At 71.8% G+C, this 23,375-nt stretch carries 22 protein-coding genes; 12 read left to right on the top strand and 10 right to left on the bottom strand.

Annotation, left to right across the window (positions count from 1 at the left end; translation table 11 throughout):
- Window positions 1–34: 34 nt before the first annotated feature.
- A complete protein-coding gene (locus ACZ7L7_RS16910; protein WP_285513486.1) occupies window positions 35–526 on the bottom strand; it encodes a MarR family winged helix-turn-helix transcriptional regulator in 492 nt (163 codons plus the stop codon).
- A 116-nt stretch (window positions 527–642) separates the two neighbouring features.
- On the opposite strand from ACZ7L7_RS16910, the gene ACZ7L7_RS16905 reads away from it, so the two are divergent.
- From ACZ7L7_RS16905 to ACZ7L7_RS16885, 5 genes are all read left to right on the top strand, one after another.
- Window positions 643–1,158: a YceI family protein gene (locus ACZ7L7_RS16905; protein WP_285513487.1), complete on the top strand. Its 516-nt coding sequence runs from the start codon at window positions 643–645 to the stop codon at window positions 1,156–1,158.
- 103 nt (window positions 1,159–1,261) lie between these two features.
- On the top strand, window positions 1,262–1,645 hold the full coding sequence (locus ACZ7L7_RS16900) for a cell division protein SepF (protein ID WP_250754342.1): 384 nt from the start codon (window positions 1,262–1,264) through the stop codon (window positions 1,643–1,645).
- Window positions 1,646–1,759: 114 nt separating this feature from the next.
- Window positions 1,760–2,935, top strand: coding sequence for an AAA family ATPase (locus tag ACZ7L7_RS16895; protein ID WP_472076273.1), 1,176 nt, complete (start codon window positions 1,760–1,762; stop codon window positions 2,933–2,935).
- Window positions 2,932–3,258: a nucleotide pyrophosphohydrolase gene (locus tag ACZ7L7_RS16890; RefSeq protein WP_285513489.1), complete on the top strand. Its 327-nt coding sequence runs from the start codon at window positions 2,932–2,934 to the stop codon at window positions 3,256–3,258. Before ACZ7L7_RS16895 ends, ACZ7L7_RS16890 begins: the two co-directional genes overlap by 4 nt.
- 228 nt (window positions 3,259–3,486) lie before the next feature.
- Window positions 3,487–3,969 (top strand): DUF6099 family protein, encoded by a 483-nt coding sequence (locus ACZ7L7_RS16885; RefSeq protein ID WP_285513490.1) that lies wholly within the window; start codon window positions 3,487–3,489, stop codon window positions 3,967–3,969.
- 109 nt (window positions 3,970–4,078) lie between these two features.
- Here ACZ7L7_RS16885 and ACZ7L7_RS16880 read toward each other — a convergent pair whose 3' ends face one another.
- A complete protein-coding gene (locus tag ACZ7L7_RS16880; protein ID WP_285513491.1) occupies window positions 4,079–4,273 on the bottom strand; it encodes a hypothetical protein in 195 nt (64 codons plus the stop codon).
- 199 nt (window positions 4,274–4,472) lie between these two features.
- Between ACZ7L7_RS16880 and ACZ7L7_RS16875 the strand changes: the two genes are divergently transcribed.
- The 3 genes from ACZ7L7_RS16875 (at window position 4,473) to ACZ7L7_RS16865 (ending at window position 9,591) form a co-directional block, all read left to right on the top strand.
- Window positions 4,473–5,393 carry an LLM class F420-dependent oxidoreductase gene (locus tag ACZ7L7_RS16875; RefSeq protein ID WP_453607649.1) on the top strand — a complete coding sequence of 307 codons (921 nt, stop codon included), beginning with the start codon at window positions 4,473–4,475 and terminating at the stop codon, window positions 5,391–5,393.
- A gap of 158 nt (window positions 5,394–5,551) precedes the next feature.
- A complete protein-coding gene (locus ACZ7L7_RS16870; RefSeq protein WP_453607646.1) occupies window positions 5,552–7,015 on the top strand; it encodes a 3' terminal RNA ribose 2'-O-methyltransferase Hen1 in 1,464 nt (487 codons plus the stop codon).
- Entirely contained in the window at window positions 7,012–9,591 is a 2,580-nt protein-coding gene (locus ACZ7L7_RS16865) for a polynucleotide kinase-phosphatase (protein WP_471429601.1), read from the top strand. Before ACZ7L7_RS16870 ends, ACZ7L7_RS16865 begins: the two co-directional genes overlap by 4 nt.
- Window positions 9,592–9,766: 175 nt before the next feature.
- Here the strand turns inward: ACZ7L7_RS16865 and ACZ7L7_RS16860 are convergent, their stop codons facing one another.
- Both ACZ7L7_RS16860 and ACZ7L7_RS16855 read right to left on the bottom strand, forming a co-directional pair.
- Complete coding sequence (locus tag ACZ7L7_RS16860) at window positions 9,767–10,660, bottom strand: hypothetical protein (protein WP_471429603.1); 894 nt, start codon at window positions 10,658–10,660, stop codon at window positions 9,767–9,769.
- Complete coding sequence (locus tag ACZ7L7_RS16855) at window positions 10,657–11,661, bottom strand: SPFH domain-containing protein (protein ID WP_285513495.1); 1,005 nt, start codon at window positions 11,659–11,661, stop codon at window positions 10,657–10,659. The genes ACZ7L7_RS16860 and ACZ7L7_RS16855 overlap by 4 nt, the downstream gene beginning before the upstream one ends.
- Before the next feature lie 135 nt (window positions 11,662–11,796).
- On the opposite strand from ACZ7L7_RS16855, the gene ACZ7L7_RS16850 reads away from it, so the two are divergent.
- Together ACZ7L7_RS16850 and argF are read left to right on the top strand one after the other, a co-directional pair.
- Entirely contained in the window at window positions 11,797–13,023 is a 1,227-nt protein-coding gene (locus tag ACZ7L7_RS16850; protein WP_093723250.1) for an arginine deiminase, read from the top strand.
- A 75-nt stretch (window positions 13,024–13,098) separates the two neighbouring features.
- Window positions 13,099–14,115, top strand: a complete 1,017-nt coding sequence (gene argF, locus ACZ7L7_RS16845; protein ID WP_472076269.1) for an ornithine carbamoyltransferase — start codon at window positions 13,099–13,101, stop codon at window positions 14,113–14,115.
- Window positions 14,116–14,217: 102 nt separating this feature from the next.
- On the opposite strand, the gene ACZ7L7_RS16840 is transcribed toward argF, so the two are convergent.
- A complete protein-coding gene (locus ACZ7L7_RS16840; RefSeq protein ID WP_285513498.1) occupies window positions 14,218–14,658 on the bottom strand; it encodes an ATP-binding protein in 441 nt (146 codons plus the stop codon).
- Between the two features lie 311 nt (window positions 14,659–14,969).
- On the opposite strand from ACZ7L7_RS16840, the gene ACZ7L7_RS16835 reads away from it, so the two are divergent.
- A complete protein-coding gene (locus ACZ7L7_RS16835) occupies window positions 14,970–15,797 on the top strand; it encodes an enoyl-CoA hydratase family protein (RefSeq protein ID WP_472076267.1) in 828 nt (275 codons plus the stop codon).
- Window positions 15,798–15,800: 3 nt separating this feature from the next.
- Complete coding sequence (locus tag ACZ7L7_RS16830; protein WP_472076265.1) at window positions 15,801–18,077, top strand: bifunctional salicylyl-CoA 5-hydroxylase/oxidoreductase; 2,277 nt, start codon at window positions 15,801–15,803, stop codon at window positions 18,075–18,077.
- Window positions 18,078–18,081: 4 nt separating this feature from the next.
- On the opposite strand, the gene ACZ7L7_RS16825 is transcribed toward ACZ7L7_RS16830, so the two are convergent.
- The 5 genes from ACZ7L7_RS16825 to ACZ7L7_RS16805 form a co-directional block, all read right to left on the bottom strand.
- Window positions 18,082–19,308 (bottom strand): sulfate adenylyltransferase subunit 1, encoded by a 1,227-nt coding sequence (locus ACZ7L7_RS16825; protein WP_472076263.1) that lies wholly within the window; start codon window positions 19,306–19,308, stop codon window positions 18,082–18,084.
- 2 nt (window positions 19,309–19,310) lie between these two features.
- The gene (gene cysD / locus ACZ7L7_RS16820; RefSeq protein ID WP_472076261.1) at window positions 19,311–20,210 is read right to left on the bottom strand and encodes a sulfate adenylyltransferase subunit CysD; all 900 of its coding nucleotides are present in this window, start codon (window positions 20,208–20,210) and stop codon (window positions 19,311–19,313) included.
- The gene (gene cysC, locus ACZ7L7_RS16815) at window positions 20,207–20,758 is read right to left on the bottom strand and encodes an adenylyl-sulfate kinase (RefSeq protein WP_472076259.1); all 552 of its coding nucleotides are present in this window, start codon (window positions 20,756–20,758) and stop codon (window positions 20,207–20,209) included. Before cysC ends, cysD begins: the two co-directional genes overlap by 4 nt.
- 93 nt (window positions 20,759–20,851) lie before the next feature.
- Window positions 20,852–21,688 carry a PaaX family transcriptional regulator gene (locus ACZ7L7_RS16810; RefSeq protein ID WP_472076257.1) on the bottom strand — a complete coding sequence of 279 codons (837 nt, stop codon included), beginning with the start codon at window positions 21,686–21,688 and terminating at the stop codon, window positions 20,852–20,854.
- A 15-nt stretch (window positions 21,689–21,703) separates the two neighbouring features.
- A complete protein-coding gene (locus ACZ7L7_RS16805; protein WP_472076255.1) occupies window positions 21,704–23,308 on the bottom strand; it encodes an AMP-binding protein in 1,605 nt (534 codons plus the stop codon).
- Window positions 23,309–23,375 lie beyond the last annotated feature (67 nt).

The following is a 23,375-nucleotide window of genomic DNA, read 5'->3' as shown; positions in this document are numbered from 1 at the left end:
GGGGCTCGTCGGCAGTTGAGGGGCCCGGCCTGCCTCAGTCCTCGGCCAGGCCCGGCACCAGGCCGCACATGGCCTCGCGCTCGGCCGGGCCGACGACATGGCCGAGCGCCTCGGTGATCGTGCGGGCGAGCGGGCCCGCGGCCTCGGTGAGCAGGTCGCGGGCCTTCGCGGTGAGGGCGACCTCCACGCCGCGCCGGTCGCCGCAGACGGACTGCCGGGTGACCAGGCCGGCGCGCTGGAGGCAGGCGATCTGGTAGGTCAGCCGGGTCTTCGGGCGGCCCAGCAGCTCCGCGATCCGGCTCATCCGCAGACCCTCGCGGGGCCGCTCGGCCAGCAGGCACAGGATCAGGAACTCGTCGTGGGAGACGTCGAGGGTCTCCTTCACCACGGAGTGCAGCCGCTGCTCCACCGCGGCCGTCGCGGCGAGCATCCGCATCCAGGAGCGCAGCTCGGCCGGGAGCAGGCTGTCCGCGGACGCTCCGGGGCATCCGGGCTGCTCGACGGGGGTCTCCTGGGAGTCGGCCACGTGGTCGATCCTACCTGTTGTCCAAATTTGCACGAGAGAGTTGTTCAAATTTGGACCGTCCGCTACGGTGGCGGTCATCCAAATTTGGAGCATTGCGATCCGACAGGAGTACGACCATGACCGTCGCCGTAGAGACCGGCCTGTGGCAGCTCGATCCCACCGCCACGACGGTGGCCCTGAAGCACCGCACGATGTGGGGCCTGGTCACCGTGAAGGGCACCTTCACCGGGGTCGCCGGCCAGGGCGAGGTACGCCCCGACGGGACGGCGGTGGGGCAGGTCACCCTGGACGCCGCCTCCCTGGACACCAAGAACGCCAAGCGTGACGAGCACCTGCGTTCGGCGCACTTCCTCGACACGGCGAACCACCCCGAGCTGACGTTCGCGGTCCGGGGCGCCGAGGCGGCCGCGGACGGCACCGTCCGGGTCGACGGCCAGTTGACGGTCCGGGGTGTGAGCCGCCCGGTGACCGTCACCGCCCGCCTGGCCGGGGCCGGGGCCGACACGGTCACCCTGGAGACCGAATTCACCGTGGACCGCGAGGAGTTCGGCATGACCTGGAACCAGCTCGGTATGATGCGCGGCCCGGCCACGGTCACCGCCGCCCTGCGCTTCACCCGCCGCGACGCCTGAACCCGGCCCGTCGCGGTCCGTGTCGCTGTTGGGCCGAACGGGTGACTTGGCGTAAGAATTGGCTGGTGCAGGCATTGAGTACCAGTCAGTTCGGGGGGAGCCGGTGAACCGCTACGACGTCACCGATGAGCAGTGGGAAGGGCTTGCCCAGGTGGTTCCACTGCGCGGCCGGGACGCGTGGCCGTCCGCCGTCGACCACCGCGCCCACCCGGAGGCCGACACGGAGCCGCGCCGCCGCTTCGTGGTCCTCAGGGTGAACGTCTTCGGCGACGCCCGCGAGGTCGCCGAGACCCTGATGGCCGGTATCCCGGTCCTGCTCGACCTCACCGGCGCGGAGGGCGAGGTCGCCAAGCGCGTCCTCGACTTCAGCACCGGCGTCGTCTTCGGCCTGTCCAGCGGTATGCACCGGGTCGACCGCAATGTGTTCCTGCTGACCCCGAACGGCACCGAGGTCAGCGGGATCATGGAGGGCGCGGGAGTGCCGTAGTCCCGTACGCGGGCCGTACCCGGGTCACGGAGCGCGGGGGCGTGCGCCCCCCGATCGTAGGAAGCTGCCGCCGCCAAAACGGTTCCGCCTCCACCGGAGTCCTACGGTCCGCATATGGCCGTCCCCTCCAGCTCCGTACAGGTCGGCGCCCAGCGCGCGCCGCTGACCTCCGCCGGGCCCGCCCGGCCCTGCCTCACCGAGTTACGGCTCGGCGCGTTCGCCGGACACCGGAGGGTCGCGGTGCCGTTCGGCGCGTGCACGCTGATCGCCGGGCCCAGCGGCAGCGGGAAGAGCACGGCACTGAGGGCGTACGAGGCGCTCGCCCGGCTCGGGGGCGGGGCACGGCTCGTCGAGGCCTTCCCGGACGCCGGTGCCTGTGTGCCCGACGGGGCGCGTCCCGACGCCCAGCGACGGCGGGGCTTCCGGATCGGCTGCACCGCCGACGGACCCGAGGGGCCGGTCCGGCTCGAACTCGCCGTGCAGGCCGAGCCCGAGCTGCGGATCGTCGGGGAACGACTCACCGCGGACGGGATGGTCCTGCTGGAGACCGCCCTGCGCGACCCCGGGCGGCGCGCTGTCCAGGCCGCCTGGCACACCGCCGGGTCCGCCCCGGTCACCCGAGCCCCGCTCCCGGACGACCGCCTCGGCACCGCCCTGCTGCCGCTGCGGGTCGCCGGGGCGACGGACGGACAGCGCAGGGTCCTCGCCGCCGCCGAACAGATGGTCGTCGCCCTGCGCTCGGTCTTCGCCTGCGATCCCCGGCCCGACTGGATGCGCGTCCCCGTGCCCACCGGCTCCGGCCGGCTCCTCGGCGGCTGCGACAACCTCGCCGACGTCCTGTGGCGCACCCGCCACGAATGCGCCCGCCGGCACCAGCAACTCGTCGCCGCGGCCCGCGCCGGCTGCCTCGGCCCCGTCACCGACGTCCTCGCCCAGCACCTCGGCGACGGCACCGTCACCGGCGTTCTGGACCGCGGCGACGGCAGCCGCACCGACTTCGGGCGCCTCGGCGACGGCGAACTGCGCTATCTCGCCCTCGCCCTGGTCCTGCTCACCGGCCCCGGCGTACTGGAGGTCGACCCGCCCGGCGAGGTACCGCCCGCCATGCGCACCCTCACCGTCCTCACCGACGGCCTCGAACGCTGCCTCGACCCCCGCCAGCGCACCGAACTCCTCCAGCTCGCCGCCCGGATGGGCGACCGCGGCCACATCCGCCTTGTCGCCACCGTCAGCGACGCGACCTGGGCCTGCCGGACGCCCGGCGTCACGGTGGTACACCTGAACCCGTGACACAGGACCTGGACCTCGCGACCCTCCAGCGCAGGCTGGCCGAGTTCGCCGCGGCGCGCGACTGGCAGCCGTACCACACCCCCAAGAACCTCGTCTCCGCCCTCAGCGTGGAGGCCGCCGAACTGGTCGAGATCTTCCAGTGGCTGACCCCCGAGGAGTCGGCCCGCGTGATGGACGACCCCGACACCGCGCACCGCGTCACCGACGAGGTCGCCGACGTCCTCGCCTACCTCCTCCAGCTCTGCGAGGTACTCGGCATCGATCTCCTCGCCGCCCTGGCCGCCAAGATCGACCGCAACGAACAGCGCTTCCCGGCGCCGTAGTTGTCGGTCGGTGAGGGAGTGATTCAGTCCGCGGTTCCCGACCGAATGAGGGAGTGAATCAGTCCGCTTTCACTCTCCGTGCACATTCTTCGGCCCGAAACCGATTTGTTGTCCACAGATTTCCGTCTTCCTCTGGCTTTTCGTCCCACACACCCTCACTCTGGGTAGTGGACAAGGGAGTTCGGGCGGAGACGTGCCGCCGGCGCGTCGGACGGACGGGGGCAGCGCATGGACGCTGTGCGGCTCATCGTGACGAGCAGGCGCGCCCTGGCAGGCACCGAACGCGCGCCGGACCTGATGACGGAGGTGTGGCAGGCCCAGGCCCTGGCCCAGGCGATAGGCAGCCGGCTCGCGGTCTTCGGACCGCCCGAACTGCGCGGCGAGGCACTGGGGCTGACCGAACTGGCGGGCCGCGGCTGCGGGGTGCTGGACACCCCCGAACTCGACACCAAGGACCTGCGCGCGGCCCAGCTCAGCGAACTCGGCGACGCCCGCCAGGCGTTGATGTACCTCGGCTCCCTCCTCGGCGAGGTCGGCATCGCCCTCGTCGGCCTGGCGAGCGCCGCGGACGACGAGGGCACGTACTGGCAGTGCATGGAGGCCATCGACGCGGCCGACGAATCCCGCGACCGCGTCCTGGAAATGCTCCGCAGACTCGCCGACCGAGACAGGGACCAACTGCTCCGCCAGGACCAGAGAGAAGCGGGCTGACACCCCGTCCGACTCAGCCCGCGTCCGGCTCGGTCACCGACCGGCTCGGTCTCCGGTCGGCTCGGTCGCCGACCGGCTCAGCCCCCGCCCCGCTCGGCCTCCCCCCGACTCAGCCCCCGTCCTCCGCGCCTCCGGTGCCGTGTCGCGCACCCGAGGCCGACTGGAGGTCCGCGTCCAGTGCGGACAGGTCCGCGTTCAGCGCCGCCATCAGCTCCTCCATCTGCTGCAACAGCCCCTTCGGCTGACCGGAGGCGCCCCCGGCACCCCCCGCCCCGCCCTGCTGCGGCACGGACTCTTCGGACATGACGGCCTCCTCGGCCCCCGGCCCTGCCACCTGTGCGCGGGCCGATACGGGTGAACACCCCGGCGGCAGACAGGCCGGTGCGGGAGCCGGGCGGTCCGGCTCCGCCCGAGCCAACGATCATCACTTCAGCTGGTCACTGGCCCGTCGTGCCGCGAGGTCCGACACCCCGGAATTTCACCCGACCGTGCAGGATGGGGTCATGGATCTTCGCATCTTCACCGAGCCCCAGCAGGGGGCGACCTACGACACCTTGCTCACCGTGGCGAAGGCCACCGAGGACCTGGGCTTCGACGCGTTCTTCCGCTCCGACCACTATCTGAAGATGGGCGACGTCGACGGCCTGCCCGGCCCCACCGACGCCTGGATCACCCTCGCCGGACTCGCCCGCGAGACCAAGCGCATCCGCCTCGGCACCCTGATGACCGCGGCCACCTTCCGCCTGCCCGGCGTGCTCGCCATCCAGGTCGCCCAGGTCGACCAGATGTCCGGCGGCCGGGTCGAACTCGGCCTGGGCGCGGGCTGGTTCGAGGAGGAGCACAAGGCGTACGGCATCCCCTTCCCGAAGGAGAAGTTCGCCCGCCTCGAAGAGCAGCTCGCCATCGTCACCGGCCTGTGGTCCACCGAGGTCGGCAAGACCTTCGACTTCCACGGCACCCACTACGACCTGACCGGCTCACCCGCGCTGCCCAAGCCCGCGCAGCCGAAGATCCCGGTGCTGATCGGCGGCCACGGCGCCACCCGCACGCCCCGCCTCGCCGCCCAGTACGCAGATGAGTTCAATATGCCTTTTAGCGGGATTGAGGACACAAAACGCCAGTTCGCCCGCGTCCGCGCCGCCGCTGAGGCGGCGGGCCGCGCCGACGCCATCACGTATTCCAATGCCCTCGTCGTCTGCGTCGGCAAGGACGACGCCGAGGTCGCTCGGCGGGCCGCCGCCATCGGCCGCGAGGTGGACGAGCTGAAGACCAACGGCCTGGCGGGCTCCCCGGCCGAGGTGGTGGACAAGATCGGCCGCTACGCCGAGACCGGCTCCAGCCGTATCTACCTCCAGCTCCTCGACCTCTCCGACCTCGACCACCTGGAGCTGATCTCCTCTCAGGTGCAGGCGCAGCTGTCGTAGAGCGCGCGGGAACAAGCACCGCGATAAACAAAGGCGCCGGTCGCACCGTATGTGGGATGGTGTGACAGTCGTCTCGAAGGCCCCCGGGATCACCCTCCTGGGGGTCTTCGCGCGCACGGCGACACCAACTGTCCACCGAGCCTCAAAGGGCCCTGCCCATGTTCCTGACGATCAGTACCACCGGCACCCCGGAACGCCCCGCCACCGACCTCGGCTACCTGCTGCACAAGCATCCCGAGAAGGCCCAGGCGTTCTCCACCTCCTACGGCAGGGCGCACGTCCTCTACCCCGAGGCGAGCCCCGATCGCTGCACAGCGGCGCTGCTGCTGGAGGTCGACGCGGTGGCACTGGTCAAGCGCGGCAAGGGCAAGGGGCGCGGCGGCGCCCCCGACGCGGCCCTCGCGCAGTACGTCAACGACCGCCCGTACGCGGCCTCTTCACTGCTCGCGGTGGCCCTGAGCGGCGTGTTCTCCAGCGCCATGCGCGGTGTGTGCACCGCCCGCCCCGAGCGCGCAGCCGAACCGCTGCCGCTGCGCATCGAGGTGCCCGCACTGCCCGCCCGCGGCGGCCCGGAGCTGGTCCGCCGGCTCTTCGAGCCCCTGGGCTGGACGGTGGCCGTCGAGCAGATCGCCCTGGACGAGCGGTTCCCCGAGTGGGGCGCCTCCCGCTACGTGCGGCTGCTGCTGGAGTCCGAGGAGCGCACCCTCGCCGAGGCGCTGCGCCACCTCTACGTCCTGCTCCCGGTGCTGGACGACGCCAAGCACTACTGGGTCGCCCCCGACGAGGTCGACAAGCTGCTGCGGGCCGGTGAGGGCTGGCTGGCCGACCACCCGGAGCAGAAGCTGATCACCACCCGCTACCTGTCCCGCCGGTGGTCACTGGCGCGCGCGGCGATGGAGCGGCTGGAGCTGGTCCGGCTCGCCGAGACCGACGACAGCGAGGTCGAGGACATCGACAACGCCGTCGAGGCCGACAGCGAGGAGGAGAAGCCCACCCCGCTCGCCGTGCAGCGCCGCGAGGCCATCCTCACCGCGCTGCGCGCCGCCGGGGTCACCCGCGTGCTCGATCTCGGGTGCGGGCAGGGCCAGTTGGTGCAGGCGCTGCTGAAGGACGTGAGCTTCACCGAGATCGTCGGCGTCGACGTGTCGATGCGGGCGCTCACCATCGCCTCCCGCCGTCTGAAGCTGGACCGCATGGGCGAGCGGCAGGCGTCCCGCGTCAAGCTCCTCCAGGGCTCCCTCGCCTACACCGACAAGCGCCTCAAGGGCTACGACGCCGCCGTGCTCAGCGAGGTGATCGAACACCTCGACCTGCCCCGGCTGCCCGCCCTGGAGTACGCGGTGTTCGGCGCCGCCCGCCCCAGGACCGTCGTGGTGACCACCCCGAACGTGGAGTACAACGTCCGCTGGGAGTCCCTGCCGGCCGGGCACGTCCGGCACGGCGACCACCGCTTCGAGTGGACTCGCGCCGAGTTCCGCGCCTGGGCGGACGCGGTGGCCGAACGGCACGGCTACGGCGTGGAGTTCGTACCGGTGGGACCCGACGACCCGGAGGTGGGCCCGCCCACCCAGATGGCCGTGTTCACCCGTACCGACAAGGAGAAGGAGGCGAAGGCCGCATGACCGAGATCATGGGGGAGACCCCGGAGGAATCCCCGGAGACGTCTCCGAGCAAGGGGCGCACCCTGCCCGTCACCGACCTGTCCCTCGTCGTCCTCGTCGGCGCCTCCGGCTCGGGCAAGTCCACCTTCGCCCGCCGCCACTTCAAGCCCACCGAGGTGATCTCCTCCGACTTCTGCCGGGGCCTGGTCTCCGACGACGAGAACGACCAGGGCGCCACCCGCGACGCCTTCGACGTCCTGCACTACATCGCGGGCAAGCGGCTCGCCGCCGGACGCCGTACCGTCGTCGACGCCACCAGCGTCCAGTCCGACGCCCGCAAGCAGCTCATCGCGCTGGCCCGGCAGTACGACGTCCTGCCCATCGCCATCGTGCTGGACGTGCCCGAGGAGGTGTGCGCCGAACGCAACGCCGCCCGCACCGACCGCGCCGACCTGCCGCGCCGGGTCATCCGCCGGCACGTGCGCGAACTGCGCCGCTCCCTGCGGCACTTGGAGCGCGAGGGCTTCCGCAAGGTGCACATCCTGCGTGGCGCCGAGGAGGTCGAGCAGGCCACCGTCGTCACCGAGAAGCGCTTCAACGACCTGACCCACCTGACCGGACCCTTCGACATCATCGGCGACATCCACGGTTGCTCCGCCGAACTGGAGGCGCTGCTCGGCAAGTTGGGCTACGTCGACGGCGTGCACCCCGAGGGCCGGACCGCGGTCTTCGTCGGCGACCTCGTCGACCGCGGCCCGGACAGCCCCGGCGTGCTGCGCCGCGTGATGGGCATGGTGGAGTTGGGCAACGCGCTGTGCGTGCCGGGCAACCACGAGAACAAGTACGGGCGTTACCTTGGCGGCCGCAAGGTGCAGCACACCCACGGGCTCGCCGAGACCATCGAGCAGATGGAGGGCGAGAGCGAGGAGTTCAAGCAGCGGGTACGGAAGTTCATCGACGGACTGGTCAGCCACTACGTCCTCGACGGGGGACGGCTCGTGGTCTGCCACGCCGGTCTGCCGGAGAAGTACCACGGCCGCACCTCCGGCCGCGTCCGCAGCCACGCGCTGTACGGCGACACCACCGGGGAGACCGACGAGTTCGGCCTGCCGGTGCGCTACCCGTGGGCGGAGGACTACCGGGGCCGCGCCGCCGTGGTGTACGGCCACACCCCCGTGCCCGAGGCGACCTGGCTGAACAACACCATCTGCCTGGACACCGGCGCCGTGTTCGGCGGCAAGCTGACCGCGCTGCGCTGGCCGGAGCGGGAACTGGTCGACGTACCGGCCGAGCGGGTCTGGTACGAACCGGCCAAGCCGCTGCGCACCGAGGCGCCCGGCGGGCACGACGGACGCCCGCTGGACCTCGCCGACGTGCACGGACGGCGGGCCGTGGAGACCCGGCACGCGGGACGCGTCGCCGTTCGGGAGGACAACGCGGCAGCGGCCCTGGAGGTCATGAGCCGTTTCGCGGTGGACCCGCGGCTGCTGCCGTACCTGCCGCCGACCATGGCGCCGACCGCGACCTCGCAGGTCGAGGGGTATCTGGAGCACCCGCTGGAGGCGTTCGCGCAGTACCGGGAGGACGGGGTCGCGCGGGTCGTGTGCGAGGAGAAGCACATGGGCTCGCGGGCCGTGGCCCTGGTGTGCCGGGACGCGGAGGCCGCGCGGCGCCGGTTCGGCGTCGACGGTCCGACGGGTTCCCTCTACACCCGTACCGGACGGCCGTTCTTCTCCGACGAGTCGGTCACCGAGGAGATCCTCGGCCGTATCCGGCAGGCCGTCGGCGAGGCCGGACTGTGGGACGAACTCGCCACGGACTGGCTCCTGTTGGACGCCGAGCTGATGCCTTGGTCGCTGAAGGCGTCCGGGCTGCTGCGCACGCAGTACGCGGCCGTCGGCGCCGCGTCCGGGGCGGTGTTCCCGGGCGCGCTGGCCGCGCTGGAGGGCGCTGCGGCGCGCGGCGTGGACGTGTCCGGCCTGCTGGGCCGCCAGCGCGAACGGGCCGCCGACGCGGCCGCGTTCACCGAGGCGTACCGGCGCTACTGCTGGACCACCGAGGGCCTGGAGGGCGTCCGCCTGGCGCCGTTCCAGATCCTCGCCGTCCAGGGCCGCAGCCTCGCCGCGCTTCCGCACGACGAACAGCTCGCCCTGCTCGACCGGCTGGTGGAGCACGACGGCTCCGGGCTGCTCCAGACCACCCGGCGCCTGTACGTCGACACCGCCGACGAGGAGTCGGTGCGGGCGGGCGTCGACTGGTGGCTGGAGATGACCGGTCGGGGCGGCGAGGGCATGGTCGTCAAGCCGGTCGGCGCGCTGGTCCGCGACGAGCAGGGCCGCCTGGTCCAGCCCGGCATCAAGTGCCGGGGCCGCGAGTACCTGCGGATCATCTACGGTCCGGAGTACACGCGCCCCGACAACCTCGCCCGCCTGCGGCACCGCTTCCTCAACCACAAGCGCTCCCTCGCGACCCGCGAGTACGCGCTCGGCCTGGAGGCACTGGACCGGCTGGCCGACGGTGAGCCGCTGTGGCGGGTCCACGAGGCGGTGTTCGGGGTGCTGGCACTGGAATCGGAGCCGGTGGACCCGCGTCTTTGACGCGGGGGGTTTCCAGTTGATTGCCGGGTGCGGGTGCGTGGGGGCTGGTCGCGCAGTTCCCCGCCGTGGGCCTGCCGGCCGGGTGCTGGCTGCCGGTTCGTGGGGGCTGGTCGCGCCCCGCGGTGGAGCCGCTGATCGACACAGCCCCGCGCCCCTGGGGTGGGTCCGGTCGGCCCTAACCTGCCAATCGCAGCCGGTCCCCGCACACCCCCACCCGTACCGACTGGCCCCACGTCAGTTCCAGGGCGTCTGTCTCCATGCCGTCGCCGAAGGCCACCAGGCGTTCGGATTCGACGGTGAGGGTCAGGTGGGCCGAGGACGTCAGTTCGCCGGAGACCAGGGACGTTCCCGTGGCCGGGGACGGCCAGGCCTCGCGGACGTACCACAGCAGGCGGTTCTCGACCGGGGTGGGCAGACGCAGCCGCCCACCCCGGTCCTGCCACACCGACCGGAGCCATCCGGTCGCCCCCGTCCCGGTGCCGACCAGCACACCGGAGGAGGCCTGGGCCTCGACGACACCCCCGTCGCCCTCCAGGCCCAGGCGGTACCGGGCCGTCTGGTGTCCGGCCGCGCCCAGGTAGATCTCGTTCAGCGCGACCAGGCGCTGCGTGTCGTCGGCGACGGCCTCGACCATGGTCAGTTCGTCGACCGAGACACTGGCCGCGGACGCCAGCAACTTGGCGGCGTCGGACGGCCGGTGCCGTACCAGGACCCCCGGATTGCGACCGGGGTCGGAGTCGATGCCGACCACCGGCTGCCCGGTGAGGTACTTGGCCACGTTCGCCACCAGACCGTCCTGGCCCACGACGACCACCACGTCCTGCGGCGCGAACAGGAACCGGTCCAGGTCGGCCCGCTCCACCCGCGCCTGACGCCAGGTCAGGGGGATGGAGGCGGTGACTTCCGCCAGCGCCCGCCGGGTGCGCTGGTGCCGTTCGGCGACCTCCTCGATGTCCCGGCCCCGGGTGCGCAGGAAGTAGGCGGCCTGGCCGTGCGTGCCGTGCCGGGCCACCAACTCCTCGTACTCCGTGGTGCGATGGACCAGCACCGCGCGCGGCGCGAGACTCACGCCCGCTCCCCGTCACCGAGCTTGGCGAGCAGCCCGGTGAGGACGTCCGGCGAGATCGTCACGCTGTCCACGCGCGGCAGGTTCTCCGCGAGCCGCGTCCCGGTGAGGGCGCGCAGGACCGCGACGTCCACCTCGGAGTGCACCCGCAGCCAGGCGGCCTGCGCCTCGGCCTTGGCCTCGCCCACCGTGCGGGCGCTCTCGGCCTCGGCCTTGGCGAGCCGTACGGTCCGTGCGGCCTCCGCTTCGGCGCGTACGGCGTCGGCGGCGGCGCGCTCCTCCGCCTTGCGCCGCTCGTTGGTGCCCCGCTGCTCGACCAACTGCTCCTCGCGGCGGGCGAGTTCGATCTGGCTGGCCAGTTCGTTCTCGGCGATGGCCCGCTCCCGCTCGACGGCCACGGCCCGGCGTTCGTAGGTGGCCCGGTCGGCCTCCTGCTGGATCAGCTCGCGGGCCGGGGTGCGCAGCGCGCGCTCCACCTCCGGCTCCGGGCGCAGCGCCACCACGCGTACGGCCACGATCTCGATGCCGGTGGCCGGCAGTCGGGGCTCGGCGGCGAGTCCTTCGGCGACCCGTTCCCGTACCGCGCTCACTCCGTCCACCAGCGCCTCCGCCAGCGGGGTGCGGGCCAGTACGTCGAGGGCATGCTGCTGGGCCGTCTCGGTCAGCAGGGTGCCGAGCTGTTCCAGCGGGGTGCCGCGCCAGGCGCCGGTGTCGGGGTCGATGGAGAAGTCCAGGCGGGCCGCCGCCACGGCCGGGTCGCTGATCCGGTAGGTCACCGTCGCCTGGACGGCCACGTCCTGGAAGTCAGCCGTACGGGCGTGGAAGGTCATCGCCAGCTCGCGGTCGTCGACCGGCACCTCGGACAGCGCCGCGCTCAGCGCCCGGAACCAGAAGCTGACGCCGGGCCCGTCGTGCGCCAGCCGCCCCTTGCGGTGGTGCCGGATGTGCGCGGTCGGCGCGCCCCGCAGATGGCGCCAGCCGAGGCGGCGCGTGATGTCGGCCATGTGGACCCCTCCCTGATTTTCGTCAAGAAGACGATAAGCGGGCTCATGGGTTCTCGTCAAGAGGACGAGAATCGGCCGGTGGCGAAGTAATGCAACAAGGGGGTGAACACGGCGTTCGATGGTCAGGATGGAGGCATGGGATTCCATGTCGACTCCGAGGCCGGCCGGCTCAGCCGCGTCATCCTGCACCGGCCCGATCTTGAGCTCAAAAGGCTCACCCCCAGCAACAAGGACGCGCTGCTCTTCGACGACGTGCTCTGGGTCCGCCGGGCGCGCGCCGAGCACGACGGTTTCGCCGATGTCCTGCGCGACCGCGGTGTCACCGTCCACCTCTTCGGCGACCTGCTCACCGAGGCCCTGGCGATCCCGGAGGCCCGCACCCTCGTCCTGGACCGCGTCTTCGACGAGAAGGAGTACGGCGTCCTCGCCACGGACCATCTGCGCGCCGCCTTCGAGAACCTGCCCGCCCCCGAGTTGGCCGAGGCCCTGGTCGGCGGCATGACCAAGCGGGAGTTCCTGGACGCCCACCCGGAACCGACCTCCGTGCGCTTCCATGCCATGGAGCTGGACGACTTCCTGCTGGCGCCGCTGCCGAACCACCTCTTCACCCGGGACACCTCCGCGTGGATCTACGACGGTGTCTCCGTCAACGCCATGCGCTGGCCCGCCCGGCAGCGCGAGACGGTGCACTTCGAGGCGATCTACCGGCACCACCCGCTGTTCCGTGACGAATCGTTCCACTTCTGGTCCGAGGGGCAGGCCGACTACCCGTCCACCATCGAGGGCGGCGACGTCCTGGTGATCGGCAACGGCGCCGTGCTGATCGGGATGAGCGAGCGGACCACGCCGCAGGCCGTGGAGATGCTGGCGCACAAGCTGTTCGCCGCGGGCTCCGCCCAGACGATCGTGGCGCTCGACATGCCCAAGCGGCGCGCCTTCATGCACCTCGACACGGTGATGACGATGGTCGACGGCGACACCTTCACCCAGTACGCCGGGCTCGGCATGCTCCGCTCCTACACCATCGAACCCGGTGTCGACGGCAAGGAACTGAAGGTCACCGACCATCCGCCGGAGCACATGCACCGCGCCATCGCGGCCGCCCTCGGACTGAGCGAGATCCGGGTGCTGACCGCCACCCAGGACGTGCACGCGGCCGAGCGGGAGCAGTGGGACGACGGCTGCAACGTCCTCGCGGTCGAACCGGGCGTGGTCGTGGCCTACGAACGCAACTCCACCACCAACACCCACCTGCGCAAACAGGGCATCGAGGTGATCGAGATCCCGGGCAGTGAACTGGGCCGGGGCCGGGGCGGACCGCGCTGTATGAGCTGCCCGGTGGAGCGGGGGTCCGTGCACTGAACAGGGCCTGTATAGAAATGTGGAACATCGTATAGACTTCCATAGTCATTGTTCGCACATCCCTGGAGCGCCCCCATGGCGACTGTCCCGACCGCCCTCGCCGGCCGCCACTTCCTCAAGGAGCTGGACTTCACCGCGGAGGAGTTCCGCGGTCTGGTCGAGCTGGCCGCGGAGCTGAAGGCGGCGAAGAGGGCCGGGACCGAGACCCAGTACCTGCGCGGCCGGAACATCGCCCTGGTCTTCGAGAAGACCTCCACGCGTACCCGGTGCGCCTTCGAGGTCGCCGCCGCGGACCAGGGCGCCGCGACGACGTACCTGGACCCGGCGGGCTCGCAGATCGGGCACAAGGAGTCGGTCAAGGACACCGCACGGGTGCTCGGGCGGATGTTCGACGGCATCGAGTACCGGGGGGACAGCCAGGACAAGGTCGAGGAGCTGGCCGCGTACGCGGGGGTGCCGGTCTACAACGGCCTCACCGACGACTGGCACCCCACCCAGATGCTCGCCGACGTCCTCACGATGCTGGAGCACAGCCCGAAGACCCTCGACGACACCATCGCCTTCGCCTACCTCGGCGACGCCCGCTTCAACATGGGCAACTCCTACCTGGTCACCGGCGCCCTGCTCGGCCTGGACGTACGGATCGTCGCCCCCAAGGCCTACTGGCCGGCCGAGCACATCGTCGCCGAGGCCCGCCGCCTCGCCGAGACCAGCGGCGCCCGCATCACCCTCACCGAGTCCGTCACGGAGGGCGTCCTGGGCGCCGACTTCGTCGCCACGGACGTCTGGGTCTCCATGGGTGAGCCCAAGGAGGTCTGGGACGAGCGCATCAAGGCCCTGTCCCCGTACGCGGTGACCATGGACGTCCTCCGGGCGACCGGCAACCCCGACGTGAAGTTCCTCCACTGCCTCCCGGCCTTCCACGACCTCGGCACGAAGGTGGGCCGCGAGATCTTCGAGACCCACGGCCTCGACTCCCTGGAGGTCACGGACGAGGTCTTCGAGTCCTCCCATTCAGTGGTCTTCGATCAGGCGGAAAACCGCCTGCACACGATCAAGGCGGTCCTGGTCGCCACTTTGGCCAGAGGGTAAGGATTCCCACCCATAGGGGCGCGGGGCTGTGTTGATCAGCGGCTCCGCCGCGGGGCGCGACCAGCCACAACGCACCCGCACCAAGCCGCCAACCTCCCGCCCCTACGCCGAAGGCCTCCGCGGCGCCGGCACCGTAGGCAACCGGAACCACACCGCCTTCCCCGACGCCGTCGCCCGATGCCCGCAAGCGGAGCTCAGCGCACGGATCAGCAGCAGCCCCCGCCCGTGCTCCTGCCAAGGATCCGGCTCCCCGGCGACGGGATGCGTCAGATTCCCCGGCGGCGCCGGATCCGGATCGTGCACCTCCACCTTGCAGCCGTTCGGCAGCAGCTCCACCACCAGCTCTATGGGCCCGTCACCCGCCGTGTGCTCGACGGCGTTCGCGACCAGCTCCGCGGTCAGCAGCTCCGCCGTGTCCCCGTCGGCACTGTGCTCCAGTTCCGCCAGGGCCGTACGGACCAGCGCACGCGCGACCGGCACCGCCGCGGTGGTGTGCGGCAGTGCGATGCGCCAGGAGGCGGGGGTGGGGAGGCGATCGTGCACGGCGGGTCCGTTCTCAAAGCAGGCGGTGCTGCTTTCAACCGTATGAATGGTACGGGGCCCCACGTCAGAGTCTTCGGTCAGGCCCCGCCCGGGACCTTCGGCCCCGTAGCGAGCGGCTTACCCGGGACAACGCTCCGCCTCGCGCGCCCGATCCCACCGTTACCGGCGCGTGGACGATCCGTGACACGCGGGTCGCGCCCGTGACGTATCGCGCCATCCTGACGACAGTCACGGATGAGTGATAACTTCGAGGGGTACACCTCAGTGAGACAGCGCAGCGCCCCGCAGTCCGCCCGAGGAGGCCGCCCGCCATGAGTCCCTTCACCGGCTCCGCCGCCCGCACCGACCGCTGGCGGCACCTGCGCGTGGACCTCACCGACGGCGTCGCCACGGTCACCCTGGCCCGCCCGGAGAAGCTGAACGCGCTCACCTTCGGCGCCTACGCGGACCTGCGCGACCTGCTCGCCGAGCTGTCCCGCGAGCGCGCGGTACGCGCCCTGGTGCTGGCCGGAGAGGGAAGGGGCTTCTGCTCCGGCGGCGACGTGGACGAGATCATCGGCGCCACCCTCGCCATGGACACCGCCCAGCTCGTCGACTTCAACCGCATGACCGGCCAGGTCGTGCGCGCGATCCGGGAGTGCCCGTTCCCGGTGATCGCCGCGCTGCACGGCGTCGCGGCGGGCGCCGGCGCCGTCCTCGCGCTGGCGGCGGACTTCCGCGTCGCCGACCCCACCGCCCGCTTCGCGTTCCTCTTCACCCGCGTCGGACTGTCCGGCGGCGACATGGGCGCCGCCTACCTGCTGCCCCGCGTCGTCGGCCTCGGCCACGCCACCCGGCTGCTCATGCTGGGCGAGCCGGTACGCGCCGCGGAGGCCGAGCGCATCGGCCTGATCAGCGAGCTGACCGAGGAAGGAGGCGCCGACACCGCCGCCGCCGACCTCGCCCGCCGCCTGGCCGACGGCCCGGCCCTCGCGTACGCCCAGACCAAGGCCCTGCTGACGGCGGAACTGGACATGCCGCTGGCGGCGGCCGTGGAACTGGACGCCTCCACGCAGGCCCTGCTGATGACGGGGGAGGACTACGCGGAGTTCCACCGGGCGTTCACCGAGAAACGCCCCCCGAAGTGGAAGGGGCGCTGAACCATGGCTCCCTTGCGTGTCGCCGTCATCGGCGGCGGGCCGGGCGGGCTGTACGCCGCCGCCCTCCTCAAACGCCTCGACCCCGGCCGGGAGATCACCGTCTGGGAGCGCAACGCCCCCGACGACACCTTCGGCTTCGGCGTGGTCCTCTCCGACGAGACCCTGGGCGGTATCGAACACGCCGACCCCGAGGTCTACGCCGCCCTCCAACAGCACTTCACCCGCTGGGACGACATCGTCATCGGCCACCGCGACACCCGGCACACCTCCGGCGGCCACGGCTTCGCCGCCCTCGGCCGCAAACGGCTGCTCGACATCCTGCACCGCCGCTGCCGGGGCCTCGGCGTCGATCTCCGCTTCACGGCCGAGGCGCCGCCCCCGGACGAACTCGCCGAGACCCACGATCTGGTGATCGCCGCCGACGGCGTGCACAGCACCACCCGCGAGACCTACGCCGAGGTGTTCCGCCCCCGGATCACCAGCCACCGCTGCCGCTACATCTGGCTCGCCACCGACTTCGCCTTCGAGGCCTTCCGTTTCGAGATCGCCGAGACCGAACACGGCGTGATGCAGCTCCACGGCTACCCGTACGCGTCCGACGCCTCCACCGTCATCATCGAGATGCGCGAAGAGGTCTGGCGCGCCGCCGGTTTCGCCGACACGGACACCCGCGACTCCATCGAGGCCTGCGCCAAGATCTTCGCGGACGTCCTGCGCGGGCGCCCCCTGCGCTCCAACAACTCCGCGTGGACCACCTTCCGCACGGTCGTGAACGCCCGCTGGTCGCACCGGAACGTCGTCCTGCTCGGCGACGCCGCTCACACCGCCCACTTCTCCATCGGCTCCGGCACCAAGCTCGCCGTCGAGGACGCCCTCGCCCTCGCCGCCTGCCTGGAGGAACAGCCCGACCTGCCGAGCGCGCTGACCGCGTACGAGGAGGAGCGCAGACCCGTCGTCGCCTCCACCCAGCGCGCCGCCCGCGCCAGCCTGGCGTGGTTCGAGAACATCGCCCTCTACCTCGACCAGCCGCCGCGCCAGTTCGCCTTCAACCTGCTCACCCGCAGCCGCCGGGTCACCCACGACAACCTGCGGCTGCGCGACGCCCGCTTCACCGAGGCCGTCGAGCGGGACTTCGGCTGCCCGCCCGGTACGCCGCCGATGTTCACTCCGTTCCGGCTGCGCGGACTGACCCTGCGCAATCGGGTCGTCGTCTCACCCATGGACATGTACTCCGCCGTCGACGGCATGCCCGGCGACTTTCACCTCGTCCACCTGGGCGCGCGGGCCCTCGGTGGCGCCGGACTGGTGATGACCGAGATGGTGTGCGTGAGCGCCGAGGGCCGTATCACCCCCGGCTGCACCGGCCTGTGGACCGGTGCCCAGGGCGAGGCGTGGCGGCGGATCGCCGACTTCGTGCACACGCGGGCGCCCGGGACCGCGATCGGCGTGCAGCTCGGCCACAGTGGGCGCAAGGGCTCGACCAAGCTGATGTGGGAGGGCATCGACGAGCCCCTGCCCGACGGCAACTGGCCCGTCGTGGCCGCGTCCCCGATTCCGTACCGCCCGGACAGCCAGCTCCCGCGCGAACTGTCCCGCGCCCAACTCACCGACATTCGCGAACAGTTCACCTCGGCCGCCTGGCGCGCGGCCCGCGCCGGCTTCGACCTCCTCGAACTGCACTGCGCACACGGCTACTTGCTCTCCGGCTTCCTCTCCCCGCTCACCAACCGCCGCACCGACGCCTACGGCGGAACCCTGGAGAAGCGGCTGCGCTTCCCGCTGGAGGTCTTCGACGCGGTACGGGCCGTCTGGCCCGAGGAGCGCCCCATGACCGTCCGTATCTCCGCCACGGACTGGGCCGAGGGCGGCAACGACGCCGAGGACGCCGTCGAGATCGCCCGCGCCTTCGCCGCGCACGGCGCCGACGCCATCGACGTGTCGACGGGCCAGGTGGTCCACGACGAACAGCCCGAGTACGGCCGCTCCTACCAGACGCCGTACGCCGACCGCATCCGCAACACCGTGGGCGTCCCGGTGATCGCCGTCGGCGCCATCTCCTCCTGGGACGACGTCAACTCCCTGATCCTGGCGGGCCGCACCGACCTCTGCGCCCTGGCCCGCCCCCACCTCTACGACCCCCACTGGACCCTGCACGCGGCGGCGGAACAGTCCTACGAGGGCCCCGCGGCCCCCTGGCCGGCCCCGTACCGGGCGGGCAGCCGCCGCCCCCAGACAGGCCGCACGGACGCCCCGAAGCCCCGCCTGACCCTCGGCGCGTGAGGCGCTACGGCTCGACCATCCCCGCCGTCAGCGTCGCCCCGTCCGTCGGGTCGACGACGATGAAGGCGCCGGTGCGACGGCAGGTCGCGTAGGGGTCGAGGGGGAGGGGGTCCGCCGTGCGCAGGGTGACGCGGCCCAGGTCGTTCACGGACAGGGAGGACGCGCCGCCCAGGTCCTCGACCACGGCCTTGACCGTACGGGTGGTGTGCCGGACGTGCACCCGGTCGCCGACCTTCAGCGGGCGGTCGGCCAAGTGGCATACGGCCGCCCGCACGTCCCGGGTGAGCGATGGTACGGCGACCCCGGCCGTGATCATGTCGCCGCGCGACACGTCCCGTTGGTCGGCCAGCCGCACGCTGATCGACTGCGGCGCCCGCGCCGACTCCTGGGCCGTACCGAGGACATCGATCCCTGCGACCCGTGACGTCTCCCCGGAGGGGTGGACGGTGACCCGGTCGCCGACGCGCAGGACTCCGGACGCCAACTGGCCCGCGTAGTACCGCACTTCGCCGTCCCGGATCACGTACTGGACCGGGAAGCGGACCGGCGCGTCCGGCGCCTCGGCGCCCACCGGGACCTCTTCCAGGAACTCCAGCAGCGCCGGGCCCTCGTACCAGTCCATCGCCGCCGAACGCTCCACCACGTTGTCGCCGACGAGCGCGGACACCGGGATCGGGGTGAAGCCGGGCAGCCCCGACTCGGCCGCGTGCGCGGCGAAGTCCTCCACGATCCGCTCGAACGGCCCCTGTTCGTACCCGACGAGGTCCATCTTGTTGACGGCGAGGACGACGTGCGGGACGCGCAGCAGCCCGGCCACGGCGGCGTGCCGGCGGGTCTGCTCCACCACGCCCTTGCGGGCGTCCACCAGGACGATCGCCAGGTCGGCGGTGGAGGCGCCGGTGACCATGTTGCGGGTGTACTGCACGTGGCCCGGGGTGTCGGCGAGGATGAACCGGCGGCGCGGGGTGGCGAAGTAGCGGTAGGCGACGTCGATGGTGATGCCCTGTTCCCGTTCGGCGCGCAGGCCGTCGGTGAGCAGGGCCAGGTCGGGGGTGTCCTGGCCGCGGTTGCGGGAGGCGTGCTCGACGGCCTCCAGTTGGTCGGCGAGCACCGACTTGGAGTCGTGGAGTAGCCGTCCGACGAGTGTGGACTTGCCGTCGTCGACCGAACCGGCCGTGGCGAACCGCAGGGTGTCGACGGTCGTCCCGGTGAGTTCCGTGGTGGTGCTCATGCCTAGAAATACCCCTCGCGCTTACGGTCCTCCATCGCGGCCTCGGACAGCTTGTCGTCCGCCCGCGTCGCGCCCCGCTCGGTGAGCCGGGACGCGGCGATCTCGGCGATGACCTTCTCGACGGTGTCGGCGTCGGAGTCCACCGCGCCGGTGCAGGACATGTCGCCCACCGTCCGGTACCGGACCTGCCGCTTCTCCACGGTCTCCGCGGACCGGGGCCCGCCCCAGTCACCCGCCGTCAGCCACATCCCACCCCGCGCGAACACCTCCCGGTGATGGGCGAAGTAGATCGACGGCAGCTCGATGCCTTCGCGGGCGATGTACTGCCAGACATCCAGTTCCGTCCAGTTGGACAGGGGGAAGACACGTACGTGTTCGCCGGGCGCGTGCCGGCCGTTGTACAGGTTCCACAGCTCGGGCCGCTGCCGGCGCGGGTCCCACTGGGAGAACTCGTCCCGCAGCGAGAACACCCGCTCCTTGGCGCGCGCCTTCTCCTCGTCGCGCCGCCCGCCGCCGAAGACGGCGTCGAACCTCTCGCTCTGGATCTTCTCCGTCAGCGGCAGCGTCTGCAGCGGGTTGCGCGTCCCGTCGGCCCGTTCGCGCAGCACGCCCCGGTCGATGTACTCCTGCACGGAGGCCACATGCAGCCGCAGCCCGTGCGCGGCCACCACCCGGTCCCGGTACTCCAGCACTTCCGGGAAGTTGTGCCCGGTGTCCACGTGCAGCAGCGAGAAGGGAATCGGGGCCGGAGCAAAGGCTTTGAGCGCCAGATGCAGCATGACGATGGAGTCCTTGCCGCCGGAGAAAAGGATCACCGGCCGCTCGAACTCCCCCGCCACCTCACGGAAGATGTGCGCCGACTCCGACTCCAGCACGTCCAGATGACCGAGCCCGGAACTCACACCAGCCCCCGCTCGACCAGCAGCGCGTACAGCGCGTCCGCGGACTCCCGGGGCGTCTGCTCCTGCGTCCGCAGCACCAAGTCCGGCTCCACCGGAGGTTCATAGGGATCGTCCACGCCGGTCAGCCCGGACAACTCACCCGCCGCCTGCCTGGCGTACAGCCCCTTCACGTCCCGCTCGCTGCACACCTCGACCGGAGTCGCGACATGCACCTCGATGTACGGCACCCCGTTCCGCTGGTGGCGTTCGCGCACCGCCTCACGGCTGACGGCGTACGGCGCGATCACCGGCACCACGGACAGCACCCCGTTCCGGGCCAGCACCTCCGAGACCAGGCCGATGCGCCGGACGTTGGTGTCGCGGTCCTCCTTGGAGAAGCCCAGCCCGGCGGAGAGGAAGCGGCGTATCTCGTCGCCGTCCAGGACCTCCGTGCGGAGTCCCCCGGCCTTCAGCCGGTCACCGAGCAGGCGGGCGATCGTGGTCTTCCCCGCACTCGGCAGCCCGGTGAGCCAGATCGTGGCTCCCTGAGCCCTTGCCGTCGTGGTCATGCGCACCAGTCCTCTTCTTCCTCACCTGGCCTGCGACGCGCTGCACGCTAGGTGAGGAATCTGAGAGGAGTGACGGAAGAGCCTGAGAGTTCTCTAAGCGGCCGGGCCGCTGTCGGTGCCCACGCCCGCGAAGACCGCCCCCGCGTCCCGCAGCCGATCGTGCAGCGCCCGGAACACCGCCGCCGACCGCGCCCCCGGCCAGTCGGCGGGCAGCAGCCGGGCGGGCAGCCCGGGGTCGACGTAGGGCAGGTGGCGCCAGGAGTCCAGGGCGAGGAGGTAGTCGCGGTACGCCTCCTCGGGCGGGGTTTCGGCGCGCTGCTCCCAGGCGTGCAGGACGGGCGCGTGCCGGTCGAGGAACGCGTCGTGCTGCTTGGCGATGTCCGCCAGGTCCCACCAGCGGGTGACCGCCTCGACAGTGGGCGTGAACCCCAGATGCTCGCCGCGGAAGAAGTCGACGTACGGCTCCAGGCGCAGCCGGGCCAGGGTGTGCCGGGTCTCCTCGTACAGCCGCGCGGGCGCGATCCACACGCCGGGCGCCGCCGTGCCGAAGCCCAGGCCGGCGAGCCGGGAGCGCAGTACGTGCCGCTTCTGCCGCTCCGACTCGGGGACGGAGAAGACGGCAAGGACCCAGCCCTCCTCGTCGGGCGGGGTGGTGGCGTACACGCGCCGGTCGCCGTCGTCGAGCAACTGGCGGGCGTCGGGGGAGAGTTCGTACCCGGCCGCGCCCTCCGCGGTGCGGGCCGGCAGGAGCAGGCCGCGTCTTTTCAGCCGGGACACCGACGAGCGCACGGAGGGAGCGTCCACGCCGACCGCGGCCAGCAACCGGATCAGTTCGGCGACGGGCACCGGGCCGGGTACATGGCGGCCGTAGGCGCCGTAGAGCGTGACGATCAAGGACCGTGGTGCATGCTGGTCGGACACGTTGATCATCTTAGGTCGTCGGCATCAGTGCCGGTCACCCGCGGCGTCGGCCGCCACCCGCAGCTTGAACCGCTGGAGCTTCCCGGTCGCGGTGCGCGGCAGCGCGTCCAGGAAGACGATCTCCCGCGGGCACTTGTACGGCGCCAGCTCCGCCTTCACGAAGGAGCGCAGTTGTTCGCTGTCGCGCCGGGCGCCCGGCCGGAGCACCGCGAACGCCACCACGATCTGTCCGCGCGCCTCGTCCGGGCGGCCGACCACGGCCGTCTCCAGCACGTCCGGATGGCGCAGCAGCGCCTCCTCGACCTCGGGGCCCGCGATGTTGTACCCGGCCGAGATGATCATGTCGTCGGCACGGGCGACGTAACGGAAGTAGCCGTCGCTCTCCCGGACATAGGTGTCGCCGGTGATGTTCCAGCCGTGCCGTACGTACTCCCGCTGGCGCGGGTCGGCGAGGTAGCGGCAGCCGATCGGACCGCGCACCGCGAGCAGCCCCGGCTCTCCGTCGGGCTTCTCCCGGCCGTCCTCGTCGACCACGCGGGCCTGCCAGCCGGGGACCGGGACGCCCGTGGTGCCGGGCTTGATCGCCTCGTCGGCGGCGGAGACGAAGATGTGCAGCAGTTCGGTAGCGCCGATGCCGTTGATGATCCGCAGCCCGGTCCGCTCGTGCCAGGCCCGCCAGGTGGCGGCGGGCAGGTTCTCCCCGGCCGAGACACAGCGGCGCAGCGAGCCGATGTCGTACCCGTCCAACTCGTCGAGCATGGCGCGGTACGCGGTGGGCGCGGTGAACAGCACGCTCACCCGGTGCTCGGCGACGGCGGGCAACAGCTGCTTGGGGCCTGCCTGTTCGAGCAGCAGCGCGCTCGCCCCGGCGCGCAGCGGGAAGACCACGAGACCGCCGAGCCCGAAGGTGAAGCCGAGCGGGGGACTGCCCGCGAACACGTCGTCCGCGCGGGGCTGGAGCACGTGCCGGGAGAAGGTGTCCGCGATGGCCAGCACGTCCCGGTGGAAGTGCATACAGCCCTTGGGCCGCCCGGTGGTGCCGGACGTGAAGGCGATCAGCGCCACGTCGTCGGATGCGGTCGGCACGGCCTCGTACGGGGTGCCCGGCGCATTCCGCCGCAGCAGGTCGTCCGGCCCGTCACCGCCGTACGTGGTGATCCGCAGCCCCGGTATCTCCGCCTTGGCCAGATCGTCGACCGCGCGGATGTCGCACAGGGCGTGTTCCACCTCGGCGATCTCGCACATGGTGCGCAGCTCGTGCGGACGCTGCTGGCCCAGTACGGTCACCGCGACCGCGCCCGCCTTCAGCACCGCCAGCCAGCAGGCGGCCAGCCACGGAGTGGTGGGGCCGCGCAGCAGCACCCGGTTGCCGGGGACCACCCCGAGGTCGCCGGTGAGCAGATGAGCCAGCCGGTCGACACGGGCGCGCAGCTCACCGTAGGTCCAGGGAGGACCGGCCGGGGTGCGGAACACCGGGCGGTCGTCCGGAGGGCCGTGCAGCAGCTCGGCGGCGCAGTTCAGCCGTTCGGGGTACTGCAGCTCCGGCAGGTCGAAAGTGAGCTCGGGCCACTGGTCCGGCGGCGGGAGGTGGTCCCGCGCGAAGGTGTCGAGATGCGCCGACTGGTTCATGGCGGTGCGCCCCCTTGCCTGGTGGGCTCCCTGGTGGGCTCGCTCGACGAGCGTATCGTGTTGGTGA

Source organism: Streptomyces sp. NPDC110618, assembly GCF_055657065.1.
The sequence above is the reverse complement of the archived record's forward strand: the minus strand, read 5'-3'. Positions and strand labels throughout refer to the sequence as shown.

Excerpts from the sequence above, each read along its gene's own strand:
- ACZ7L7_RS16905 (WP_285513487.1), top strand. The coding sequence starts at position 643 with ATGACCGTCGCCGTAGAGACCGGCCTGTGGCAGCTCGATCCCACCGCC.
- ACZ7L7_RS16855 (WP_285513495.1), bottom strand. The coding sequence starts at position 11,661 with ATGGCCGACATCACGCGCCGCCTCGGCTGGCGCCATCTGCGGGGCGCG.
- ACZ7L7_RS16865 (WP_471429601.1), top strand. The coding sequence starts at position 7,012 with ATGACCGAGATCATGGGGGAGACCCCGGAGGAATCCCCGGAGACGTCT.
- ACZ7L7_RS16805 (WP_472076255.1), bottom strand. The coding sequence starts at position 23,308 with ATGAACCAGTCGGCGCATCTCGACACCTTCGCGCGGGACCACCTCCCG.
- cysC (WP_472076259.1), bottom strand. The coding sequence starts at position 20,758 with ATGACCACGACGGCAAGGGCTCAGGGAGCCACGATCTGGCTCACCGGG.
- ACZ7L7_RS16875 (WP_453607649.1), top strand. The coding sequence starts at position 4,473 with ATGGATCTTCGCATCTTCACCGAGCCCCAGCAGGGGGCGACCTACGAC.
- ACZ7L7_RS16885 (WP_285513490.1), top strand. The coding sequence starts at position 3,487 with ATGGACGCTGTGCGGCTCATCGTGACGAGCAGGCGCGCCCTGGCAGGC.
- ACZ7L7_RS16850 (WP_093723250.1), top strand. The coding sequence starts at position 11,797 with ATGGGATTCCATGTCGACTCCGAGGCCGGCCGGCTCAGCCGCGTCATC.
- ACZ7L7_RS16810 (WP_472076257.1), bottom strand. The coding sequence starts at position 21,688 with ATGATCAACGTGTCCGACCAGCATGCACCACGGTCCTTGATCGTCACG.
- ACZ7L7_RS16880 (WP_285513491.1), bottom strand. The coding sequence starts at position 4,273 with ATGTCCGAAGAGTCCGTGCCGCAGCAGGGCGGGGCGGGGGGTGCCGGG.
- ACZ7L7_RS16830 (WP_472076265.1), top strand. The coding sequence starts at position 15,801 with ATGGCTCCCTTGCGTGTCGCCGTCATCGGCGGCGGGCCGGGCGGGCTG.
- ACZ7L7_RS16895 (WP_472076273.1), top strand. The coding sequence starts at position 1,760 with ATGGCCGTCCCCTCCAGCTCCGTACAGGTCGGCGCCCAGCGCGCGCCG.
- ACZ7L7_RS16825 (WP_472076263.1), bottom strand. The coding sequence starts at position 19,308 with ATGAGCACCACCACGGAACTCACCGGGACGACCGTCGACACCCTGCGG.
- argF (WP_472076269.1), top strand. The coding sequence starts at position 13,099 with ATGGCGACTGTCCCGACCGCCCTCGCCGGCCGCCACTTCCTCAAGGAG.
- ACZ7L7_RS16870 (WP_453607646.1), top strand. The coding sequence starts at position 5,552 with ATGTTCCTGACGATCAGTACCACCGGCACCCCGGAACGCCCCGCCACC.
- ACZ7L7_RS16835 (WP_472076267.1), top strand. The coding sequence starts at position 14,970 with ATGAGTCCCTTCACCGGCTCCGCCGCCCGCACCGACCGCTGGCGGCAC.